The organism is Halomonas sp. KG2, from assembly GCA_030440445.1.
GTDB lineage: Bacteria > Pseudomonadota > Gammaproteobacteria > Pseudomonadales > Halomonadaceae > Vreelandella.
Genome location: CP098528.1, coordinates 2,966,851 through 2,986,326 on the forward strand (window position 1 = coordinate 2,966,851; position 19,476 = coordinate 2,986,326).

Here is a 19,476-nt window from a genome sequence, read left to right on the forward strand (position 1 = left end):
GCGCTAAGCATAGCACTTAGCAAAGTGTTGTTAAGCCTCACCAAGCAACCCCAAACTCGCCGCAGGCGCTTGACGCCGCAGGCTATAAGAAAGGGCATGTCCGATAATGCCAATCAGTAATGCGCCCCCTAAGGGCAGAACTAGCCATAAGCTCACATGCAGGCGCGGCGTTAAATCAAGCCAATAGAGATACAGCGCGGCAGTGGCAAACTCTGCAAGGAAGGCCCCCATCAAACCGCTGGCAAAACCGAGCAGCGCATATTCAGCGCCTTGTACCCGTGAAATCATTCGGTTACCTGCACCAAATACACGCAGCAAGCCGCTCTCATGGGCGCGTACCGGTCGGCTAGCCGTCAGTGCTGCATAAAGCACACTAACGCCAGCCATCAGAACCAGAATAAGCACTAGCTCCACTGCTCGGGTGACCTGGGTAAGCACCTCGCGCACTTGGCCTAAGATGGCATCCACGTTGAGCAGTGATACGCCTGGAAAATCATTGACTAATTGTCGGATTAAGCTCTGCTCTTGTTCTGGCAAGTGAAACGCGGTGATAAAACTATGGCCAAACGATTCAAGCACGCCCGGTGGAAAAATAACGAAGAAATTCGGGTTAAAGCTATCCCAGTTAAGGCTGCGAAGGCTCTCAATACGGGTAGTGATCGTATCACCGCCGACGGAGAACGTTAGCTCGTCGCCTAACCCAAGACCAAGGCGCTCTGCTAGTCCATCTTCCACGGAGATGGGCACAACGCTAGAAGCTTCCTGAGGCGTGGCCTCCACCTCACTCATCCATCCCTGAGGCTCACTCGGTTGTGAAAACCACTCTCCGGCGACGACCTGATTACCTTCGGGCAACTCTGATTGCCAGGTAAGATTCAGTTCACGGCGCAGCGAGTTATCACCTCTGGCATCAGGAGGAACGGCTTCTATCGGCGGCTGACCGTTAATAGCACTGATTCTTCCGCGCACCATTGGGTATAGAGTGCTTTGGGTCTCCACCCGCGGAGCAACCGCCTCCTCGAAGGCATCTCGCTCACTGGGCTGAATATTGATAGCAAAGTAGTTAGGGGTATTCGCCGGCAACTGATCTTGCCAGGTGGACAGTAAATCCCCCCTCACTAGCACGATCATCGCCATCGCAAAAAACGTGACCGAAAACGCCAGCAGTTGTCCAAGCCCTGCTTGCTTTCGACGGGCCAGCTGCCTGCCGCCCAACCGAAACGCTTGGCCCCACTCACTTCCACCGGAAAGCCGTTGAACAGCTTTCAACAGCCCGTTTAGCAACAGCGTGCTTGCCATCCATAAAAGCCCTAACAGGGCCGCACCACCGATGAGTAGCGCCAGTGCAAGCGAAAAGCTACCTGAGTAAAGCCACAACAGGCCACCAAACACGAGACTCGCAACTCCCACTACTAGCCAAGCAGACGGCGGTAGTGGGTCAAGCTCACGACGCAACACTTTCAGCGCACTGACACGCTTAATGCGTAACAGTGTGGGGCCAGCAAAACCAACCAGTACCGCAAGCGCAGTAAAAATGCCTAGCCAGAGCGGCATAATACCGGGGGGCGGCAGTGTCATAGGTAAAAAACTAGTTAACAGCCACAACAGCACAGCTTGACCAATAAGCCCCAACAGCGCGCCAATAATTGCCGCCATTAGTGCGAGTCCCATTAATTGCAGGGTAAAAATAGTCACCAGCTGATATTGACTGGCGCCGAAGCAGCGCAGCAACGCCGCGGTGTCCAGGTGGCGTTCAACGTAACGGCGAGTCGACATAGCCACCGCGACGCCCGCTAACAATACGGCCGCTAATCCGGCAAGACCCAGATAACTCTCAGCGCGTTGAAGCGCGTTGCCTAACTGAGGACGGTCAACACGGACATCACGTACATCTACCCCATTACGCCTTAGTTCGGCCAGTAAGACCTGCACTTGCTCCAGTGCTGCGGGAGGCCCAGCAGCAAGCAGTTCAAACTCGAGCCGTGACCCCAACTGCACCAATCCTGTTGCTTCCAGGTCGGCGGTATTGAGCATTAAACGAGGATTGAAATTACTAAAACCGGCAGACTGATCCGCCTCGCGCTCGATAATCCCACTAATCAGCAGTTCTGTTTGGCCTACCTGAACTCGGTCGCCTATCGCAATGTCAATCAGTTGCGCTAACCGTGGGTCTGCCCAGACTTCCCCAGGCGGAGGGCCTGATACAATCTGCTCAACCCCGTTGCCACGATCCACATGGGAAACGCCATAGTGAGGATAGACTTCATCCACCGCTTTCAAGCTAGCTGGCTGGAAGCGCTCACCACGACTAATCATTGACACCAGATCAACCTGATCACTCAGCGTAAAACCCGCTTGCTCTAGCGTGGTGCGTAGCTCCTCAGAGAATGGCTCGCGCTGCTCAAGAACTAAGTCGCCACCCAGCATCTGACCTGCTTGGCGCTCTAACCCACGTTCCAGGCGATCTAAAAAAAAGGCGATCATGGTAGAAGCGGCAACTGCCAACACCAGCGCGACAAACAGCGCGCGAACATCAGCGGCACGTAGGTCACGCTTCAAACTACGTGCCGCAAGCCGCCAGTTTATATCACTCATCGCCACCCCCGCTGGCAGCAGCGGTTGGCTCGAACGGCATCAACTGCCCGTTAGCCAGGCGCAAACACCGGTCGCAGCGGCGGGCAAGTGCGTGGTCGTGGGTCACTAAAATTAGCGTCGTGCCCGCTTCACGGTTCAGCGTGAAAAGCAGGTCAATAATCTGTGCGCCCGTATCGGGATCAAGGTTACCTGTTGGTTCGTCGGCAAAGACTAGCTCAGGGTCGGTAACGAATGCGCGAGCAATGGCAACGCGCTGCTGCTCGCCTCCCGAAAGCTGTTTAGGCAGATGCTCTGTGCGCTCACCCAGTCCGACTCGCTCAAGCCATTGAGCCGCTGCCTGAGTTTCTCCCGCTCTGGGAGACAACTCCAACGGCAGTAGCACATTTTCTAATGCACTTAACGTCGGTAGTAGCTGAAAGTTTTGGAATACAAAACCGACTCTTCCGGCACGCAACGCTGCACGCCCATCTTCATCCATTCGGCTCAGCGGCTGGCCAAATAGCGTGAGCTCACCATCACTGGGCGTATCCAACCCAGCCAATAACCCTAGCAGGGTCGACTTACCAGCACCGCTTTTACCAAGAATGGCAACACTTTCTCCCGCGGCCACGCTGAGCGAAAGGTCGTGTAAGATAGTTAGCGAACGCTCTCCGCTCCTCACCTGTTTAGATAGTTTTTCCGCATGCAGGACTGGCTGGTGAGCTTGCTTGTGAGGAACATTACTAGCGGTGATGGTGTCGGTGGTGGGCTGATGCGAAGAGGCAGCATCGGTTGGCAAATTAGCGGTTGGGTCCAAGTGGGCTTTTGGATCCAAATTGGCTTGTGGATCAGAGGAGTAAGACATGAAGCATGGCATCCCTATAGCGAGGCAAAGACTGAACCGCATGGTAACCGGAGGGTTGCTGGCACTGATAGTCATCTTTAGCGCACCAGCACTCAGCGCCGACCAACGCCCAACACTTTTAGTCATGGGCGATAGTCTTAGTGCCGCCTATGGTATAGAGCAAGAAATGGGTTGGGTAACGTTATTGGCTGAGCGGCTAGATGGTGAAGCCCAGGTTATCAATGTCAGTATCAGCGGTGAAACGACGTCCGGTGGTGCACAACGATTAGCTAACATTATCGGACAACGACAGCCTGATATCGTTCTGTTAGAGCTTGGCGGCAACGATGGATTACGCGGCCTTCCGCCTGCTCAAATGCGTTCTAATCTAGCTGGCATGATTGAACAAAGCCAACAGGCAGGTGCTGACGTACTGCTTCTCGGCATTGATATTCCGCCCAACTATGGCCAAGCCTACCGTGATGCCTTTACCGGTGTTTTTCATTCGTTAGCTGATGAGTATGACGTACCTCTCGTGCCCTTCTTGTTGGAAGACGTAGCGCTTAACGAGCAACTGATGCAAGATGACGGCATTCACCCCACCGCAGCAGCTCAACCCATTATTTTAGACAACGTTTGGCCAGCACTTGAACCTCTGCTCGATAGCGTGTTTCAAGCATCCGCCAAATGAGACAACGACAGTTCCTTTTTATCGTTTAACGCTAGCGCTTCTAAGCCACTAATCTTAAAGAGGCTCTGAGAAAAACCCTAACATCAGCGATAATGCGGCCATTGTCAGTTGCATAGATTTCAGTACTGTCATGGATCAGATCACCTTCTCCGAAGCTGAGTACCAGAACAAAAAGCGAAAGGCTCGTTATCGTGGGCTGGCCAAAAACACTCGGTACCTGCACTTGCTAGCAGCGTCGTTCAACAACCTGCTAATCAAATCAGTGAGAAATATCTGTGGGAATAGGGCTATTCCGCCCCCCCTTAAGCTCCAAGAGCTAGGCTTTCGAAGATTGCAGCTGCTGCAGCGCTAGCCCTGAAAGGATCAGCATCAATCCTACCAACGTGGATACCAACAATGGCTCATTGACAACCAGATAGAGCAGCAGCAACGAAATAGGCGGCGAAAGAAAGATCAGATTAGACACCTTGGCCGTACGCGAGACCTTGCGAACCGCCATCTGCCAAAGAATAAAAGCGACCCCCATTTCGAAAAGACCCACGTAGACACCCGCGCCTAAGGCTTGCCAGCCATGCCAACTAAACCCTGGACCCACCATTAATAGCAGCGTTAAAACAGGCAAACCGACACTAAAATTCTGCCATTGCGCGACTAAGGGCGCTCTTTCATCCCGCGCGTTGAGTAACCAGTAGAGCGCCTATAACAGCGTCGACACAAGTGCAAATACGACTCCAAGAGGGTCTGCGAAATCAACATTGAAAACATTACCGCGGGTTGCTATCACCCAGACCCCCGCGTAGGCAATGAGCCCCGCGACCACATCCACTCGCGTGAGCCGTTGCCCTAGGATCGGTACCGCCAGAAGCGCCATTGCCAGCGCCCAAGTATAGTTGAGTGCCATTGCCTCTTGCCCAGGCAGCCTATCGTAAGCGGCAAACAGCACTAGATAGTAGGCAACAGGATTCATCAACCCAGCCCATGCAGCAGTTCGCCAACCATGGCGAAGGGCTTCTGTTAAATGCCCTTGCTTCACTACCAACACAAACATGAATGCCCAAGATACAAGGGCCGCGAGCCACATCAACTCTAGCGGGCTCATCCAGGCAAGAGCGACCTTAAAAGCCGTAGCAACTGTCGACCATAGCGCCACCGCTCCAAGACCATACAGTATCGCTTGACGATCTTGGTTCATCGGTCGATATGCCCCAAATCCCGGGCTGGCTCGATCTTATCCCGTACGCGTTGCTTTAGAAGCTTAATATCTGGAAAGCCACCATCGCGCTTTCTTTCCCATAGCAGCGCTTCGTCGCACCATATCTCAAAGGTGCCACCATGGGAGGGAGACAAGGCAACCTCTACAAGACTTTCGCCATAGGTTGAAAGCAGCTCTTGGGCATACCAAGCACTGCGCAGCAACCACTGACACTGCGTGCAGTAACGTATTTGAATGCGTGACATACGAAGGTTCCTAAACATTTTAGTGTGGCATCGCTATTTTTCATTCTGTCACCTTACATTAGCAACTGCCAAGGAAACTCAATGCTTTAGACACACCTATTGCTATCAGTACTGACTTCTATCAGTACTGACTTCTATCAGTACTGACTGGTATCAGTAACGACCTCTATCTGGATAGCACTGTCGATTGCAATGCATCGCAACGCTCGCCATGATGATAGGTAATTAGCGGTGATTAGCTGGGTTTTTGCTATTCTACCTTTATTAAGCAGTATGAAATGCCGCTTAGCTCCGCGTTGATGGACAGCGCATAGCTTCGCAAGAACGAGAGCAGCAACAGGAACCCATTGATGAAACGATCTCCTTTGATCAGCCCTGAGTTACTTGAACGTCTTGTTGACGCTTCCGAGGATGGCATCGTCGTTGCAGAACAAGAAGGCGACGAAAATATCCTTATCTACGTCAACCAAGGCTTCGAACGCCTCACTGGCTACAGTGCAGATGAAATTCTTTATCGCGACTGCCGTTTTTTACAAAATGAAGACCGTGACCAAGACGCACTGGTCTCTATTCGGGAAGCGCTGAAAGAGGGTCGCCCTTCTCGTGAAGTGCTGCGCAATTACCGCAAAGACGGCACCATGTTCTGGAATGAGCTCTCTATCACTCCCGTTTATGACGAAGCTGATAACTTGATGTACTACATCGGCGTACAGAAAGATGTGACTGAACGCGTCGAAGCACAGCAAGCTTTGGCAGCCATTCAAAAGCGCCAAGAACTGGCAGAGTAAAATAAAATAGCCTCGGGGGCTTGAACTTCAACCTAAGTGGCGGTATACAGCGGCTAAGCGCATAAAAGCGCCAGGCGCTTCTTGTTTCATCTATCGATTGAAAGAAGAAGCCGTTGTGATGCCGGTGCGCCGGCTTGGGTTGGAGGGCATACTATGAGCCGTGACCCCTTAAATCGTGAATCTTATGCCAGTGATGCAGTCGATGCAGATGAGTTCGATAACTTAGACGCTGTTAACGATGACCACTACGGCAAAAGCAAACCCAGCAAAGCAGATACGCTTCGCGCCCGCCGCCAAGTAGAAGCATGGCTTGAGGAGCGCCGTTTGCAGCGCGCTATTGAAGATGATTGGGATGAAGAGGAATAACCTGATCGTCCAACCGCTTTCATTGATTGGCAGCTTAGTTACGACATCTAGTTACTCACTGTAATGGTTGCACCCCAAGCCTTTACTAAGCTGCTGATCAACGCATATACAAGACTTATCTTCTACGCGTCTGGCCTTTACCTGCGCTGAGCACTATCATCTTAGCCCTATGCCAGCACACAGCTGCGACTCTTTTCTCCAACAACCTAACGGATTTCCATGGCGCAATACTCTAATCTATCCCATAAATTTTTCGTTAACTTTGATGGGTGGGTGGGTTGGAAGACGCCAAACCAAGGAGCCTAAGTCATCGCTTGGAAAAAAATTCCCGCTCAATTTCTGTAGAAAACTGGCATTTTAGTTAAATTTTCAGTTTATGGGACGAATTCAGGCTCCAAAACGTAACTTTTTAGTCACGCCATAAACTGCCGGTGCGACGGTCAGTCGATACACACAAGGGTATTTTCACTCGCGTGGAATGGGATTCGCTTTTGCTTGTTTGAGGCTGCTTTGTCAATGCTCATCGCACTAGGCGGAACGGGTATATGAGAGTAGCTGTGTTTATATCAGCGACAAGAGGTACTGCCGGTAGTATTGAGAAAAGCTCAGCGTCAGTAACGAAGCATCAGTAACTTGCAGCTCGCTCTTTCCATGCTGATCTTTAACGGAAAGGGGATTTTCTTCACTGTCTTTTGCGCCTTCGGTACTCCCATTGGCGTGCTCAGAGTGGGATTGGGTCTGACAGCCATTAAGCTTTTTTGCCTGCAGCGTGGATTGATCCTCGGGAAGGTCATGTGCAATTCTTTGTGAGTATTTTCTTAGGGTAGGTTCAGCAATCACGTAAAGCCACGCCTCTCTGTCATCAGTGCCCATCTTTCTTAAGATGCGACCAAGAACCTGCCTGTAGTGAAGCTCGGTGCGGATGCGACTGAGGTAACAGCAAACTAAAAGACGCTGTATATCGGTGCCTTCAGATATCATGCTCACCGCGACAATCCAGCAGGTGTTGTCATGCCGAAACCGGTCGATTAGTTGCTGAGCCCGAGGTGTTTTACTGGTGACCACGACATAGCTTTGATGCTTAGCATTCAGCATTCCAGCAATTTGATGGGCATGCTCAATATCCGTTGCCACCACTAGCCCCCCTTACAGAGTATATAGTGAATTTTGTGTACTTCTGTTGGTGAGTGAGTGAATGCCCCATAAGCAAAGGCTTTTGGGGCATTTTTAGTTTTTACACGGTATGTAATTTGGTGTGTAAAATAGGAGCACTTGCTCCAAGGGCTCTGCCCTCTCGCCGCAAGCGGCGATTCACCCGAGGTATTTCACGACCAGCGATGTGATCCAGTGAAAGCACAGATACAGATAACTTCCTCGGGGATGCTTAAAAGTGAGCAATGGTCGTACCACCATACTCATACTGTAGCTGGAGGATGCCACAATAAATTGGCCGCCCGTAGCTTTGGTCGCAAAGCGAACATGCAACTTAGAGATACCGCCCAAAATTTTCGGCGCGTTTACGCGTCCGTAGCATTTGAGTGTTATGCATGGGGCCGACTGCACATTGAGGACGTTCTGAACGACCAGTTCAGTGGCACACTGATCAGTGATGGTTATGCGGCTTATGCCCGCTATGCCGCGGCCCAGAAAGGCATTACCCATGCTCAATGCTGGGTGCATAGTCGCCGTTGCTTCGTTGAGGCCCAGAAGGATCATCCTGAGAAGGCCACCGAAGCTCTGCAACAGATCGCGAAGCTGTACCAGATTGAAGATACCATTAAGGAAAAGGAGCTCACCGGCGAGAAGAAGCGTCAATACCGGCTGGACCATGCGAAGCCGGTCGTCAGCGGCTTCTTCCAGTGGTGCCGGGATCAGTTGGCGCAAGGCGGCCTGTTACCCAGTGAACCGCTAACCAAAGCCCTGAATTACGTGCTCGGCCGGGAAACGAGCCTGACGGTGTTCCTGGAAGATCCGGACGTACAACCCGATACCAACCACCTGGAACGGGCCCTGCGGCCCATTCCAATGGGCCAGAAAAACTGTATGTTCTGCTGGACCGAACTGGGCGCGGAACACCTGGGCATCATCCAGAGCCTGATCAGCACCTGCAAGCTGCACGATATTACCCCGTACATGTATCTGGTGGACGTATTGCAACGCATCAGCCAGCACCCGGCCCGTGAAGTCAGCGACCTGACGCCCCGACTCTGGAAAACTCGGTTCGCCGAGACCCCGTTACGGGCGCTGATCGACCCACGCCATCCTGACCGACAGAGCAAACAGCCGGAGGCCACCGTCCGTGCGCATTGAGGACATGAGCATCGACCAGTTGCTGGAACTGAACCAGTATATCTGCCAGCGAATTGATGAACTGCAAGAGCAAGAAACCCTGCAAGCCTTGAGTCAATTGCGGGTTGGCCTGAAAGTGACCTTCGAGGGCCGGGAAGGACCGGTGTTGGGGATCGTCACCAAGATCAACCGCAAGAGTGCGATCGTGCTGGGTGAGGATGGCAGGAAGCAGTACAAGGTCTCGCCGGAGTTATTGAGGCCCCTCCGTGACGTGAAGTAGGTCAACTACGTCGTGGAATGAACGCTTACACATAGACCACGTCATAACACAACTGCCCTACGCACTGTCAATGGCGCTGGTGAGCATTGCTGGCTTCTTAGTGTTGGGAGTCCTGAATTCAAGCAATAAGCGCAGCACCTGCGGTATCTAGGGCTCCTGAGTATTCCCCCAGAAACACCTGCGCCGGTGTTCGATAGCCGAGCCGTTTTCGGGGGCGGTCATTCAGCTTCATGACCACTTTGCGCAGCTTGGTATCGGTGACCTGTCGGAAGTCCGTTCCCTTGGGGAAGTACTGCCGTATCAGGCCGTTGGTATTCTCGTTGGTCCCACGCTGCCCGGAGCAGTAGGGGTCGCAGAAGTACGTCGACGCCGTCACCGCCTTGGCCACGGCTTCGTGGCCGGCAAATTCCGAGCCATTGTCCAGAGTAATAGTTTGGACAGCTCCCCGACGAGGCTTCAACAGGCGGATCATGGCCGCTTGTGTCAGCTCCGCCGAGATCTTGGACAGTCGTGCCGCCAGCAGATAGCCGCTGCGACGCTCGACCAGCGTAACCAAGCCCGATTGCTTGTGCCCATGGATCACGGTGTCGCCCTCCCAGTGGCCGATGAAACGCCGGTCATCGACCTCAGCGGGGCGGCGCTCAATCCCTACCCTGTTGGGGATCTTGCCCAGCCCAGCGCTCTTGGCCTGGACGCGGTGCTTGCTGCGACGCTTGGGCTGACGGAGATGCCGCCAGAGATCACCCCCCCGTGCCTTGTCATCCCAGATCAAGGAGTAGATCCATTGATGACTGACGCCGACGCCGGCCAATGGCGCTGTGAAGCCACTGATTTGCTGGGGGCTCCACTCCTCACGCAGCCGGCCGACAACGGCGGCAATCATGCTCGGCAGGCGCTTTGTCCACTTCCAGGCGGTACGGCGCCGATGGTCACTGAGAGCCTGAGCCTGCTCGGGATCATAGCCATCGGAGGTCGCGTTGCGGCGCAGCTCACGACTGATCGTGCTGCTGTGGAGGCCCAACTCCCTGCCGATCTGCCGCTGGCTCATGCCCAAGTCATAGCGGGCGTGGATCTGGTATCGTTGGATCTGGGTCAGCTGTCGGTATCCCATGCTCTGCATCACTTTGGTCGGTGAGCCGAGAAGGGTACCGGCGCTGGCCCTCCTGCCTCCACCGTGCTGTCCAAAGTGCTGCGGTTATTCTATGAATCCAGGACGAAAAGGCCCGCCACCGCATCCGCACAGCTAGTTAGGCCGTGGCTAAGGCTGTGTCGGGCTATCCTGTGATGCGATCTGGACAATAAGGACAAAAATTTAGAGGTGGGACCTGAGGAACCACGCCATTTTTTCATGCGTTACCAGCAGGTCTTCGAACAAGCTCGTCGTTCCGATATCATGCTGACGATCCGAGACGTTTCCGTGCTGCTCCCGTAGCTCTCGAATGACTGTTTCATGGTCTTCGAGCAGCTGGCCTAACATACCCTTCGCGTCGGGCAGGTCCTTGTGCTCGTCGAACTCATGAATCCGGGTGTGCTCATGAAAGCCCGCCATACTACCCGTAGAACGCTCTCCGAGCGCGCGAGCACGCTCGGCAATCATATCGATCTCACCGGCTAAGGTGCGATACTGATCTTCCAGAAGAAGGTGAAGGTCCCGGAAGTCGGAAGCTTGGACGTTCCAATGGCAGCATAGTGTCTTTGTATAGAGCACGAACACGTCAGATAGCACGTTGTTGAGTATCTTGGCCGAGTTCTTGCGATGGGCATCGCTGATTCCAATATTTGTCGATGGCATGTCGCTCTCCTTTCCCAGTGCTGGTCGGTTAGTTGCTTGGTAGCGGTACGGCTCGGGCTGAAAGCATGTCCGGGGCACGTCCCCCCGCGATACGATAGCACGCAGCCTCCTGAATTCAAGCAATAAGCGCAGCACCTGCGGTATCTAGGGCTCCTGAGTATTCCCCCAGAAACACCTGCGCCGGTGTTCGATAGCCGAGCCGTTTTCGGGGGCGGTCATTCAGCTTCATGACCACTTTGCGCAGCTTGGTATCGGTGACCTGTCGGAAGTCCGTTCCCTTGCAGGCCGTGTCAAAACACTGCTTAGGCTGGCACACTGCTTTCAGGCATTCCTGATCGGCAGCTTTTATCATGGCACGCTATATCACGGGTGATTCTCGCGAACAGCTCGACTTATTACCGCCCTCTCTCGATGAACTGATTCCCAACGATCACCTTATCCGCGTCATCGACCTGTACGTCGATTCTCTCGACCTCGAAGCCCTTGGCTTTGAACGTGCCAGGCCGGCGGCGACTGGACGCCCAGGCTATCATCCTGCCGACATGCTGCGGCTCTACCTCTATGGATACCTGCAGCAGATTCGCTCGTCGCGTCGCCTGGAGCGTGAGTGTCAGCGCAACATCGAGCTGATGTGGCTGCTCAACCGGTTGACCCCAGACTTCAAGACTATTGCTGAGTTTCGACGCAAGCATCCTCAGGCCTTTCGCCAACTCTGCCGGCATTTCATTCGCTTCTGTCGTGATGCTGGCTGGCTCGGAAGCCGTGAGGTTGCCATCGATGGCAGCAAATTTGGTGCGGTAGCCAGCAAGAAACGAGCAGTGAGATCTGAGGACTTAAAACGTGATGAACAGCGGCTAAACGAGCGCATCGATACCTGGTTAAATGAGCTCGATGAAGCTGACCATGATGAGGCTCATCGGGATAAGCCTCATCATGGCCAACGCCGCCGTTCGCTTGATCAACTCAAAAGAATGCGTGATCAAATTCAGGATAGCCGTGAGCGCATGGAACGGCTCGGCATTCGCCAATATGTGATCGGCGAGCCGGATGCCAAGCTGATGCGCACCCCACAGGATAAGCGCGTGGCCTATAACATCCAGACTGCTGTGGATACCGATACGCACCTAGTAGTACACCATGATGTGGTTCAGGACGGTGATGATAGACGCCAGCTGGCCCCTATGGCGGATGCCACCAGACAGGCTCAGGAAGCCAAGAAGTTAACGGTTCTGGCCGATACAGGGTACTCCAATGTCGAACAACAGCAGCACTGCGAAGAACGAGGTATCGCTTGCTATATTCCGCCGCGACGGGGCATCAATAGTCAAGGTAGCGTCCCGCTCTACCAAGTGAGTGACTTCCATTATGATCAGGGTCGAGATACCTATCACTGTCCAGCAGGACGCGCTTTGTATTTGAAACAGTGGCATGCACCGAAAAAGATTAGTATCTACGCGAATCCAGAGGCATGTAGAACCTGCCCGCAAAAAACGCAGTGCACGACAGGACGCTACAGGCGTGTATCTCGCCATCAGTACGAGGCGGCTTTCGACATATCGCAACAGAGGCTAAAGGCAGACCCGCATGCCATGACACGGCGACGCGCGACTGTGGAACACCCTTTCGGAACAATAAAATACGACTTGATGGGTAACGGTGGCCGCTTGCTAGTCAGAGGCCTCAGAAAAGGGCGAGGAGAGATCAGCTTAGCCGTGCTGGCCTACAACCTGAAGCGGTTAATGAATCACATCGGCACCGAAGCACTAAAAGCTCGGTTGAGAGCGCTGCCGGCCTGATGGCTGGGCGGTCTATCGTCTGTTGATTGATCGCGCAATACCCTAAAGAAACCAACCCGAATGAAGCGGGGCAACTTTTTTGGCAGCCAAGCTAGGCTGTTTTCCGTTTTGACACGACCTGCTTGGGGAAGTACTGCCGTATCAGGCCGTTGGTATTCTCGTTGGTCCCACGCTGCCCGGAGCAGTAGGGGTCGCAGAAGTACGTCGACGCCGTCACCGCCTTGGCCACGGCTTCGTGGCCGGCAAATTCCGAGCCATTGTCCAGAGTAATAGTTTGGACAGCTCCCCGACGAGGCTTCAACAGGCGGATCATGGCCGCTTGTGTCAGCTCCGCCGAGATCTTGGACAGTCGTGCCGCCAGCAGATAGCCGCTGCGACGCTCGACCAGCGTAACCAAGCCCGATTGCTTGTGCCCATGGATCACGGTGTCGCCCTCCCAGTGGCCGATGAAACGCCGGTCATCGACCTCAGCGGGGCGGCGCTCAATCCCTACCCTGTTGGGGATCTTGCCCAGCCCAGCGCTCTTGGCCTGGACGCGGTGCTTGCTGCGACGCTTGGGCTGACGGAGATGCCGCCAGAGATCACCCCCCCGTGCCTTGTCATCCCAGATCAAGGAGTAGATCCATTGATGACTGACGCCGACGCCGGCCAATGGCGCTGTGAAGCCACTGATTTGCTGGGGGCTCCACTCCTCACGCAGCCGGCCGACAACGGCGGCAATCATGCTCGGCAGGCGCTTTGTCCACTTCCAGGCGGTACGGCGCCGATGGTCACTGAGAGCCTGAGCCTGCTCGGGATCATAGCCATCGGAGGTCGCGTTGCGGCGCAGCTCACGACTGATCGTGCTGCTGTGGAGGCCCAACTCCCTGCCGATCTGCCGCTGGCTCATGCCCAAGTCATAGCGGGCGTGGATCTGGTATCGTTGGATCTGGGTCAGCTGTCGGTATCCCATGCTCTGCATCACTTTGGTCGGTGAGCCGAGAAGGGTACCGGCGCTGGCCCTCCTGCCTCCACCGTGCTGTCCAAAGTGCTGCGGTTATTCTATGAATCCAGGGTTCAAAGTCAGTAATAATGACGCAGTCAAATTTCTGCAATGATAAAGCGCGCTGCCCAACTGCTTTTAGGATAAAAGGAAAGCGACATGTGGGACTGGATTCAGTCGAATTCGGTTGATCTATTTGGTCATTTGCTAACGCTGATTGGCATCATTGTAGGTGCGATTGTTTTGGTATGGCAGATCGGTCGACAACACAGGAGTTCGCTTGAGCTACAGAAGAGTGGCACGAACGAGAATACAAACGGCTTGCTGCGCCAGTACTACCCAAAAGGAACAAACTTCGCCAAGCTGTCTCAAGCGCACATCAACCGAGTGGTCGAACAACTGAATAATCGGCCCAGAAAACGGCTGGGCTACCGAACACCGGCAGAGGTGTTCTGGGGTGAATATTCCGGAGCACTATGAATAGGCGGTGCTGCGGTTATTGGTTGAATCCACAAACCATAAATCGCTCTGCACATAAATCGATAAAACAATAGCTTAGCCGAGCATGGCCATCTCTGCCATGTAATCATTTCGAGTCTGGAATTTGCTCTGCCAATCCCTCTGCGACCGGCTGGAACAGCACACCAGCAACCAGCTCGACGCCCGCGAAACCCTTGTAGTCACCCTGCTTGGCACCTTAACCCAATCCGCCAACGCCACCGAGCTGGCCGACAACTGGGCACTCCTGGCCGAGCACTTCGATACGCTGTTTACCACCGAACAAAGCATCGATAAGCTCAAGCAAACCATTCTGCAACTGGCGGTAATGGGGCGGCTGGTGGAGCAGGATGATGGGGATGAACCTGCGGAACAACTCATCGAGCGCATAGCAACTCAAAAGGCAGAAACCGGAAACGGAAAACGTAGAGCTTCGAAACCTCCGAAGAGCAGCACCGCTGGATCGCAGCCATTTCAAATCCCCTCTACCTGGGCGTGGATGCCTCTTCGAAAAACCGGTATCACTTCCACAGGGAAAACCCCAAGCACTAAGAACGCGAGCTTCTTTTCTGGCAACATTCCATTTATCGGGCCAGGGCAAGTCACAGCTGCGGGAAAAATAAACACGCCAGAAAAACACCTATCAGAGGAGGGAATCCTCCAATCCGAGGAAGCACTTTCTGGAGATATTCTAACCGTGTGTATAGGGGGATCTATAGGCAAAACGGCGATAGTAACCGAGCGCTGTGGATTTAATCAGCAGCTGAACAAAATTCGACCTGTCCTCGTTGAGCCCAGCTATCTCTTGGCGGCAATAAACGCTGATTTCTTTCAACATTCTATTCGTGAAAAAGCCACCGGCTCTGCGACCCCCATCATTAATCGGTCGAAATGGGAATCTATCGCTATACCGCTGGCCCCTCTCGCTGAGCAGAGACGCATCGTCCAAAAAGTCGATGAACTGATGGCCCTTTGCGACCGCCTCAAACAGCGCCTGACACAGGCCAGCGACACCCGCTGCCAACTGGCGGGGGCCGTGGTAGAACAAGCGATTAATTAAGGACAGCACCATGCCAGTTTTGGACGATAAGTACGACAAGCTCTCCCTGAATCACCAATACCTAACCGACCCATTGCTTTTGGCGTTGGCATGGAAAAAGACCCATGAGTACGTCCGTACGGCCAACTGGTATGCAGATCATTTCAAGCTCGATGTTTCTTCGATCGACTTGCCAAACCGGTGTGACGAATGGGCTAAGGAAATCACGGGCCATCTAGTCTTCCGAGACCTAGAGCTGGTACCAGCTCCAAAGTCTCACCCTTGGGAGTTTGTAACGCCTGAAGATCCCTTGCCGGTAGCTGAATTCAAACTACTTTGGCAGCCAAGAGAGCTAGCTGAGCAAACTGCTGAGCGTGGAAAAGAACAAGAAGATAACAACAACAGCTTTTTAAGGCTAAGGCCGCTTGCTCACATGCCCATCCGCGAGCAAACCGTTATGACGTTAGTCATGATGTGCTTGGCAAACGAGGTCGAGACTAGACAGGGGGACCCTTCAACCGACTACAAAAAAGTCCACGAAAAAGAGGTAGTCAGCTATGGGAACCGCCTCTATTGCCGCTATGAGGACGACACAGCCGAACACAGTTACGGAGCAACCACTACATATAGCAAGTTCTTTACAGACTATCGAAAATTCCTGGAACGCCCCTATCACTTTGCCAGGAAGGAGCTCCAGGAAAAGTCAGAGGAACAAGAGGTCTACCTTCTGGAAGTCGATCTCAGTCAGTTTTTCGATTGCATAGACAGGAAAAAACTGGTCGAAAAAATTAAGGCGATAGCCTGCGAGCAAGGCTCTCTGGAGGGCCTTGACGATGCGACCATAACCAATGTCCTAGAAGCATTCAAAAACTGGGAGTGGTCGCTCTCAGCTAAAAAAGCCTTCCCAAGCGTTTGTTCCATTGAGGCTCCAAAGGGCCTCCCGCAGGGAATGGTTGCGTCAGGCTTCCTAGCCAACATTTACATGGCTGAGTTTGATGACTTTATGAAGCAGTTAATCGGCCAGCCGATTGAGGACGACAGTGAAATTAGGCTTGCTGACTACTGCCGTTATGTAGATGACATGCGTTTAGTGCTGGTAGGACCCGGTAGAAAAGAACTTCAAGGCGCTAATCATCTTGAAACCATCAAGGGTAAGCTGTTGGAGAAGGTAAAACCCATTCTAGACGAGCTGAACCTGAAGGCTCATCCCAAAAAGACAAAAGTTGAAATATTTCGGGGCAAGTCAGTTGGAATTTCCAGTACCTTGGAAGGTATCCAAACCAATGTATCAGGGCCTGTCTCCTATGAGGATGCAGAGATTCATTTAGGTCAGCTAGAGTCCTTATTGGTTTTATCCGATAGCAGTTCAAATGAGCAATCGAATCAAGCAGGTTACTTTAACCGGCTAGCCGCTATCGAAAAAGACATGTTTGATGTCCGAGAGGACACGCTGAAGCGTTTCGCAGCGAACAAGATTTCTAGGCTCCTTAATAATATTCGCCATTTCACATCGCGCAAAACCGACGAAAATGGCCAGCCTATATCAGGAAATTGGGATTACCTTCAGGAACGCTTGGCCCGGCGCTTCATCGCTTGCTGGAGCCGCGACCCTGCTTTGGTGATGTTGCTAAAAAAAGGGCTGGAGCTGTTTCCGAGCACTCGATTACTCGAACCGGTTTTGGAGCAACTCGATTATCTTATTTCCTTACCAAATGCCCATTTTTACGGTATTCCGCCAGAGCTGGCCATTAGGCAAGCAGCCATTGGCAAATACTGCCTTGCTGAGATTTTTCGACACGCTGCGACGATTATTCATCGAAAAGATAGACAGGCTTTCCCTGCCCATGCGAACGTCGACGCTTTTTTTGAATCACTGCAAAATACTGCTGTTGAGATTCTTGATGCCTCAGCAGAGGCTGCCGATGGGGATAATGCTCTCGCGGCCCCACTATCTAAATCACAGGAGGAGCCTAAAACCAATGGTTTTAACTTCTTGGCGACTCAAGCTAGGTTCTTTTTGCTGGTGCGACTGGACACTGTACTCGAAACCAGCTCTGGTTGTTGGTTTCATGACTTCATCTTCAAGCTTGCCAAGGGATTCCGAAATATCACCCTTTCCGAAGATGTAGCTGCGAGAGACTTGGCCGCTGGGATTCTGATTGCCCGACAATTGATAGACGACCCCAAGCCACTCTATCGCTCGACAGCAAGCCTGCTTGAGAATCAGCAAAATGGTTCGACTGTACTGGAGTTGATTGCCATTCAAGATGCAGCACTATTCCGATCCCTGGTACTTCATGCAAGAGCACTGCGGTACAGTTGGCAAAAATATGCAGAAGTCGATGCATTAATTAAGAAGCTTTACATCGATAGCAGACCTTCTGCCAAACCACTTCCAGATATCAAATCCTTTACTCCGTTATATAAGCTCATTGCCCGAACAGATAACCCATTTGGCAATGAAATAATGGCATTGAAGCTTATGCTCGCGCTGCTGAAGGACCCAGCACCATTTGCCAAGGCCAAGAGCTACGATGTCATCGATCTTTCGCAGACAGAAGTAAAATTCGATGACTTATGCACTCCACCCACATTCGAAGCTTTCAGTTCAGACATATCTGTCTCGGTGGCTTTTCAAACTTCCCTTGGCGTAGCTGCAAACCACTTGCACTCCGAACACGACGAGACATTTATGCTTCAACGCATTGCTCTCTGTATTCGCGCTGTGCTGCAAGGTTCGGGAGACCCTACCGGCTTCGGGCAGACCTCTATCCCTAGAGCAGGGTATCGCGGCCTAAAGACAACTCAGTTCAAGCGACAGATTGGCTTGCTAACGACACCGGAGTCGCTTGCTGGTGAAGCTGCTTCATTCTCTGGTTGGATCACCACGCTACTTTCCAAACTGCTCAAGTGGCCAGGCATCCGGGTCAATGACCAAGGCTACTCGTGGCCGACTCAACTCACGCTGGAAAATGTCAGAGAACTAGTCGAAGGACGGCTTACCAAACTTAAGAATTGTTACTGCCAACAGTCTCGCATGCCTGGCCTTCCCGAATTAGTAACCCCTGCTTGGGATTCAGCCAAGAACAGTCTGATTGTGGCCATGGTTCAAACCAAGATGCCGCTCCAAGAAGACTTTGTAAGGCATGGGCTATTTATGGATACACCGGAGGGTCGAGAAAAACACAGAAGGCACGTGGCACGTGTTGCAAAGTTAGTCACAAAGCACATTGAGGCACAGCATCTTAAGAAGCCGAATAATGGGGAGCGTGAACAGGATATCGATCTCATCGTTCTGCCAGAACTGGCCGTCCATCAAGATGACTTGGATATTCTGATTCAGTTATCCAGAAAAACTCACGCAATCATTGTCGCAGGCCTTGGCTTCTTAAATCAGCCCGGAATTAAAGGCCCGAATAACTGCGCCATTTGGATCGTACCTAGAAAACACAACGGCAATCGAAGCGAAATTCATAGATTTCAGGGTAAGCACCACATGACCACCCCTGAGAAAAAACTGAATATTCAACCCTGGCGCCCATATCAGTTAATGCTGGAGCTATCACACCCAGCGTTCAAAGAAGCTCCCGGTTTTACGCTGACAGCCGCTATCTGTTTTGATTCTACAGATATAGCGTTGAGCTCTGACCTGCGAGACAAATCCCATGCCCTGCTAATTCCTGCCCTAAACAAAGATGTAAACACCTTCGACTCGATGGTAGAGGCACTCCACTACCACATGTACCAACACGTTGTTTTGGTTAACACAGGGGAATATGGTGGCTCTTACGCCATGGCACCCTATAACGAGCGACACAATCGATTGATTGCACATTCAAGCGGAAACGACCAAGTCACAATAAACACTTTCAAGATGAATATGTTTGATTTTAGACGTGACGGTGTTGGCGTGAGCATGCAGTCAGGTATTAGGCAGAAAGCAGCCCCGGCAGGAGTGTAGGCCTAATAGATATTTCCATAGCCGAATCAGTTGCGGCTAAGCAAAGGCCTTCTTGATCTCGCAGTTCCATAGCGAGGAAGGCTTTAAGGTAAGGCTTACATTTGGTCAAACAAACTCT

At 52.6% G+C, this 19,476-nt stretch carries 14 protein-coding genes and 4 pseudogenes; 9 read left to right on the forward strand and 9 right to left on the reverse strand.

Going from position 1 to position 19,476, the window contains the following annotated elements; genetic code table 11:
• Positions 1-30: 30 nt before the first annotated feature.
• Together NDQ72_13815 and NDQ72_13820 are read right to left on the reverse strand one after the other, a co-directional pair.
• On the reverse strand, positions 31-2,595 hold the full coding sequence (locus NDQ72_13815; GenBank protein WKD27132.1) for an ABC transporter permease: 2,565 nt from the start codon (positions 2,593-2,595) through the stop codon (positions 31-33).
• Entirely contained in the window at positions 2,588-3,439 is an 852-nt protein-coding gene (locus NDQ72_13820) for an ABC transporter ATP-binding protein (GenBank protein ID WKD27133.1), read from the reverse strand. Before NDQ72_13820 ends, NDQ72_13815 begins: the two co-directional genes overlap by 8 nt.
• On the opposite strand from NDQ72_13820, the gene NDQ72_13825 reads away from it, so the two are divergent.
• On the forward strand, positions 3,438-4,109 hold the full coding sequence (locus NDQ72_13825) for an arylesterase (GenBank protein WKD27134.1): 672 nt from the start codon (positions 3,438-3,440) through the stop codon (positions 4,107-4,109). The genes NDQ72_13820 and NDQ72_13825 overlap by 2 nt on opposite strands.
• 316 nt (positions 4,110-4,425) lie before the next feature.
• On the opposite strand, the pseudogene NDQ72_13830 reads toward NDQ72_13825, so the two are convergent.
• Both NDQ72_13830 and NDQ72_13835 read right to left on the reverse strand, forming a co-directional pair.
• Positions 4,426-5,301 (reverse strand): annotated as a pseudogene (locus tag NDQ72_13830) (DMT family transporter).
• Entirely contained in the window at positions 5,298-5,567 is a 270-nt protein-coding gene (locus NDQ72_13835; GenBank protein WKD27135.1) for a SelT/SelW/SelH family protein, read from the reverse strand. The pseudogene NDQ72_13830 and the gene NDQ72_13835 overlap by 4 nt, the downstream one beginning before the upstream one ends.
• Positions 5,568-5,917: 350 nt before the next feature.
• On the opposite strand from NDQ72_13835, the gene NDQ72_13840 reads away from it, so the two are divergent.
• The gene (locus NDQ72_13840) at positions 5,918-6,355 is read left to right on the forward strand and encodes a PAS domain S-box protein (protein ID WKD27136.1); all 438 of its coding nucleotides are present in this window, start codon (positions 5,918-5,920) and stop codon (positions 6,353-6,355) included.
• 153 nt (positions 6,356-6,508) lie between these two features.
• Positions 6,509-6,721: a hypothetical protein gene (locus NDQ72_13845; GenBank protein WKD27137.1), complete on the forward strand. Its 213-nt coding sequence runs from the start codon at positions 6,509-6,511 to the stop codon at positions 6,719-6,721.
• A gap of 561 nt (positions 6,722-7,282) precedes the next feature.
• Here the strand turns inward: NDQ72_13845 and NDQ72_13850 are convergent.
• Positions 7,283-7,855, reverse strand: a complete 573-nt coding sequence (locus NDQ72_13850; GenBank protein WKD27138.1) for a hypothetical protein — start codon at positions 7,853-7,855, stop codon at positions 7,283-7,285.
• Between the two features lie 411 nt (positions 7,856-8,266).
• Here NDQ72_13850 and NDQ72_13855 point away from each other — a divergent pair.
• Together NDQ72_13855 and NDQ72_13860 are read left to right on the forward strand one after the other, a co-directional pair.
• A pseudogene (locus NDQ72_13855) lies at positions 8,267-9,031 on the forward strand (IS66 family transposase).
• A complete protein-coding gene (locus tag NDQ72_13860) occupies positions 9,021-9,290 on the forward strand; it encodes a hypothetical protein (protein WKD27139.1) in 270 nt (89 codons plus the stop codon). Before NDQ72_13855 ends, NDQ72_13860 begins: the two are co-directional and overlap by 11 nt.
• A gap of 118 nt (positions 9,291-9,408) precedes the next feature.
• Here the strand turns inward: NDQ72_13860 and NDQ72_13865 are convergent, their stop codons facing one another.
• From NDQ72_13865 to NDQ72_13875, 3 genes and pseudogenes are all read right to left on the reverse strand, one after another.
• A complete protein-coding gene (locus NDQ72_13865; protein ID WKD27140.1) occupies positions 9,409-10,401 on the reverse strand; it encodes an IS30 family transposase in 993 nt (330 codons plus the stop codon).
• Positions 10,402-10,602: 201 nt separating this feature from the next.
• A complete protein-coding gene (locus NDQ72_13870; protein WKD27141.1) occupies positions 10,603-11,082 on the reverse strand; it encodes a DNA starvation/stationary phase protection protein in 480 nt (159 codons plus the stop codon).
• Positions 11,083-11,197: 115 nt separating this feature from the next.
• A pseudogene (locus NDQ72_13875) lies at positions 11,198-11,305 on the reverse strand (IS30 family transposase).
• Positions 11,306-11,432: 127 nt separating this feature from the next.
• On the opposite strand from NDQ72_13875, the gene NDQ72_13880 reads away from it, so the two are divergent.
• Positions 11,433-12,878 (forward strand): IS1182 family transposase, encoded by a 1,446-nt coding sequence (locus tag NDQ72_13880; GenBank protein WKD27142.1) that lies wholly within the window; start codon positions 11,433-11,435, stop codon positions 12,876-12,878.
• 91 nt (positions 12,879-12,969) lie between these two features.
• Here NDQ72_13880 and NDQ72_13885 read toward each other — a convergent pair whose 3' ends face one another.
• Complete coding sequence (locus tag NDQ72_13885) at positions 12,970-13,830, reverse strand: IS30 family transposase (protein WKD27143.1); 861 nt, start codon at positions 13,828-13,830, stop codon at positions 12,970-12,972.
• Between the two features lie 321 nt (positions 13,831-14,151).
• Between NDQ72_13885 and NDQ72_13890 the strand changes: the two are divergent.
• The 3 genes and pseudogenes from NDQ72_13890 to NDQ72_13900 all read left to right on the forward strand — a co-directional run bounded on the left by NDQ72_13890 (position 14,152) and on the right by NDQ72_13900 (position 19,358).
• Positions 14,152-14,340, forward strand: a pseudogene (locus NDQ72_13890) (IS30 family transposase).
• Between the two features lie 124 nt (positions 14,341-14,464).
• Entirely contained in the window at positions 14,465-15,418 is a 954-nt protein-coding gene (locus NDQ72_13895) for a restriction endonuclease subunit S (GenBank protein ID WKD27144.1), read from the forward strand.
• Between the two features lie 10 nt (positions 15,419-15,428).
• Complete coding sequence (locus NDQ72_13900) at positions 15,429-19,358, forward strand: reverse transcriptase domain-containing protein (GenBank protein WKD27145.1); 3,930 nt, start codon at positions 15,429-15,431, stop codon at positions 19,356-19,358.
• Positions 19,359-19,476: the final 118 nt, after the last annotated feature.

Coding starts and splice junctions, on each gene's coding strand:
- NDQ72_13820 (WKD27133.1), bottom strand. CDS start 3,439: ATGTCTTACTCCTCTGATCCACAAGCCAATTTGGATCCAAAAGCCCAC.
- NDQ72_13845 (WKD27137.1), top strand. CDS start 6,509: ATGAGCCGTGACCCCTTAAATCGTGAATCTTATGCCAGTGATGCAGTC.
- NDQ72_13865 (WKD27140.1), bottom strand. CDS start 10,401: ATGGGATACCGACAGCTGACCCAGATCCAACGATACCAGATCCACGCC.
- NDQ72_13815 (WKD27132.1), bottom strand. CDS start 2,595: ATGAGTGATATAAACTGGCGGCTTGCGGCACGTAGTTTGAAGCGTGAC.
- NDQ72_13870 (WKD27141.1), bottom strand. CDS start 11,082: ATGCCATCGACAAATATTGGAATCAGCGATGCCCATCGCAAGAACTCG.
- NDQ72_13825 (WKD27134.1), top strand. CDS start 3,438: ATGAAGCATGGCATCCCTATAGCGAGGCAAAGACTGAACCGCATGGTA.
- NDQ72_13900 (WKD27145.1), top strand. CDS start 15,429: ATGCCAGTTTTGGACGATAAGTACGACAAGCTCTCCCTGAATCACCAA.
- NDQ72_13840 (WKD27136.1), top strand. CDS start 5,918: ATGAAACGATCTCCTTTGATCAGCCCTGAGTTACTTGAACGTCTTGTT.
- NDQ72_13880 (WKD27142.1), top strand. CDS start 11,433: ATGGCACGCTATATCACGGGTGATTCTCGCGAACAGCTCGACTTATTA.
- NDQ72_13835 (WKD27135.1), bottom strand. CDS start 5,567: ATGTCACGCATTCAAATACGTTACTGCACGCAGTGTCAGTGGTTGCTG.
- NDQ72_13885 (WKD27143.1), bottom strand. CDS start 13,830: ATGGGATACCGACAGCTGACCCAGATCCAACGATACCAGATCCACGCC.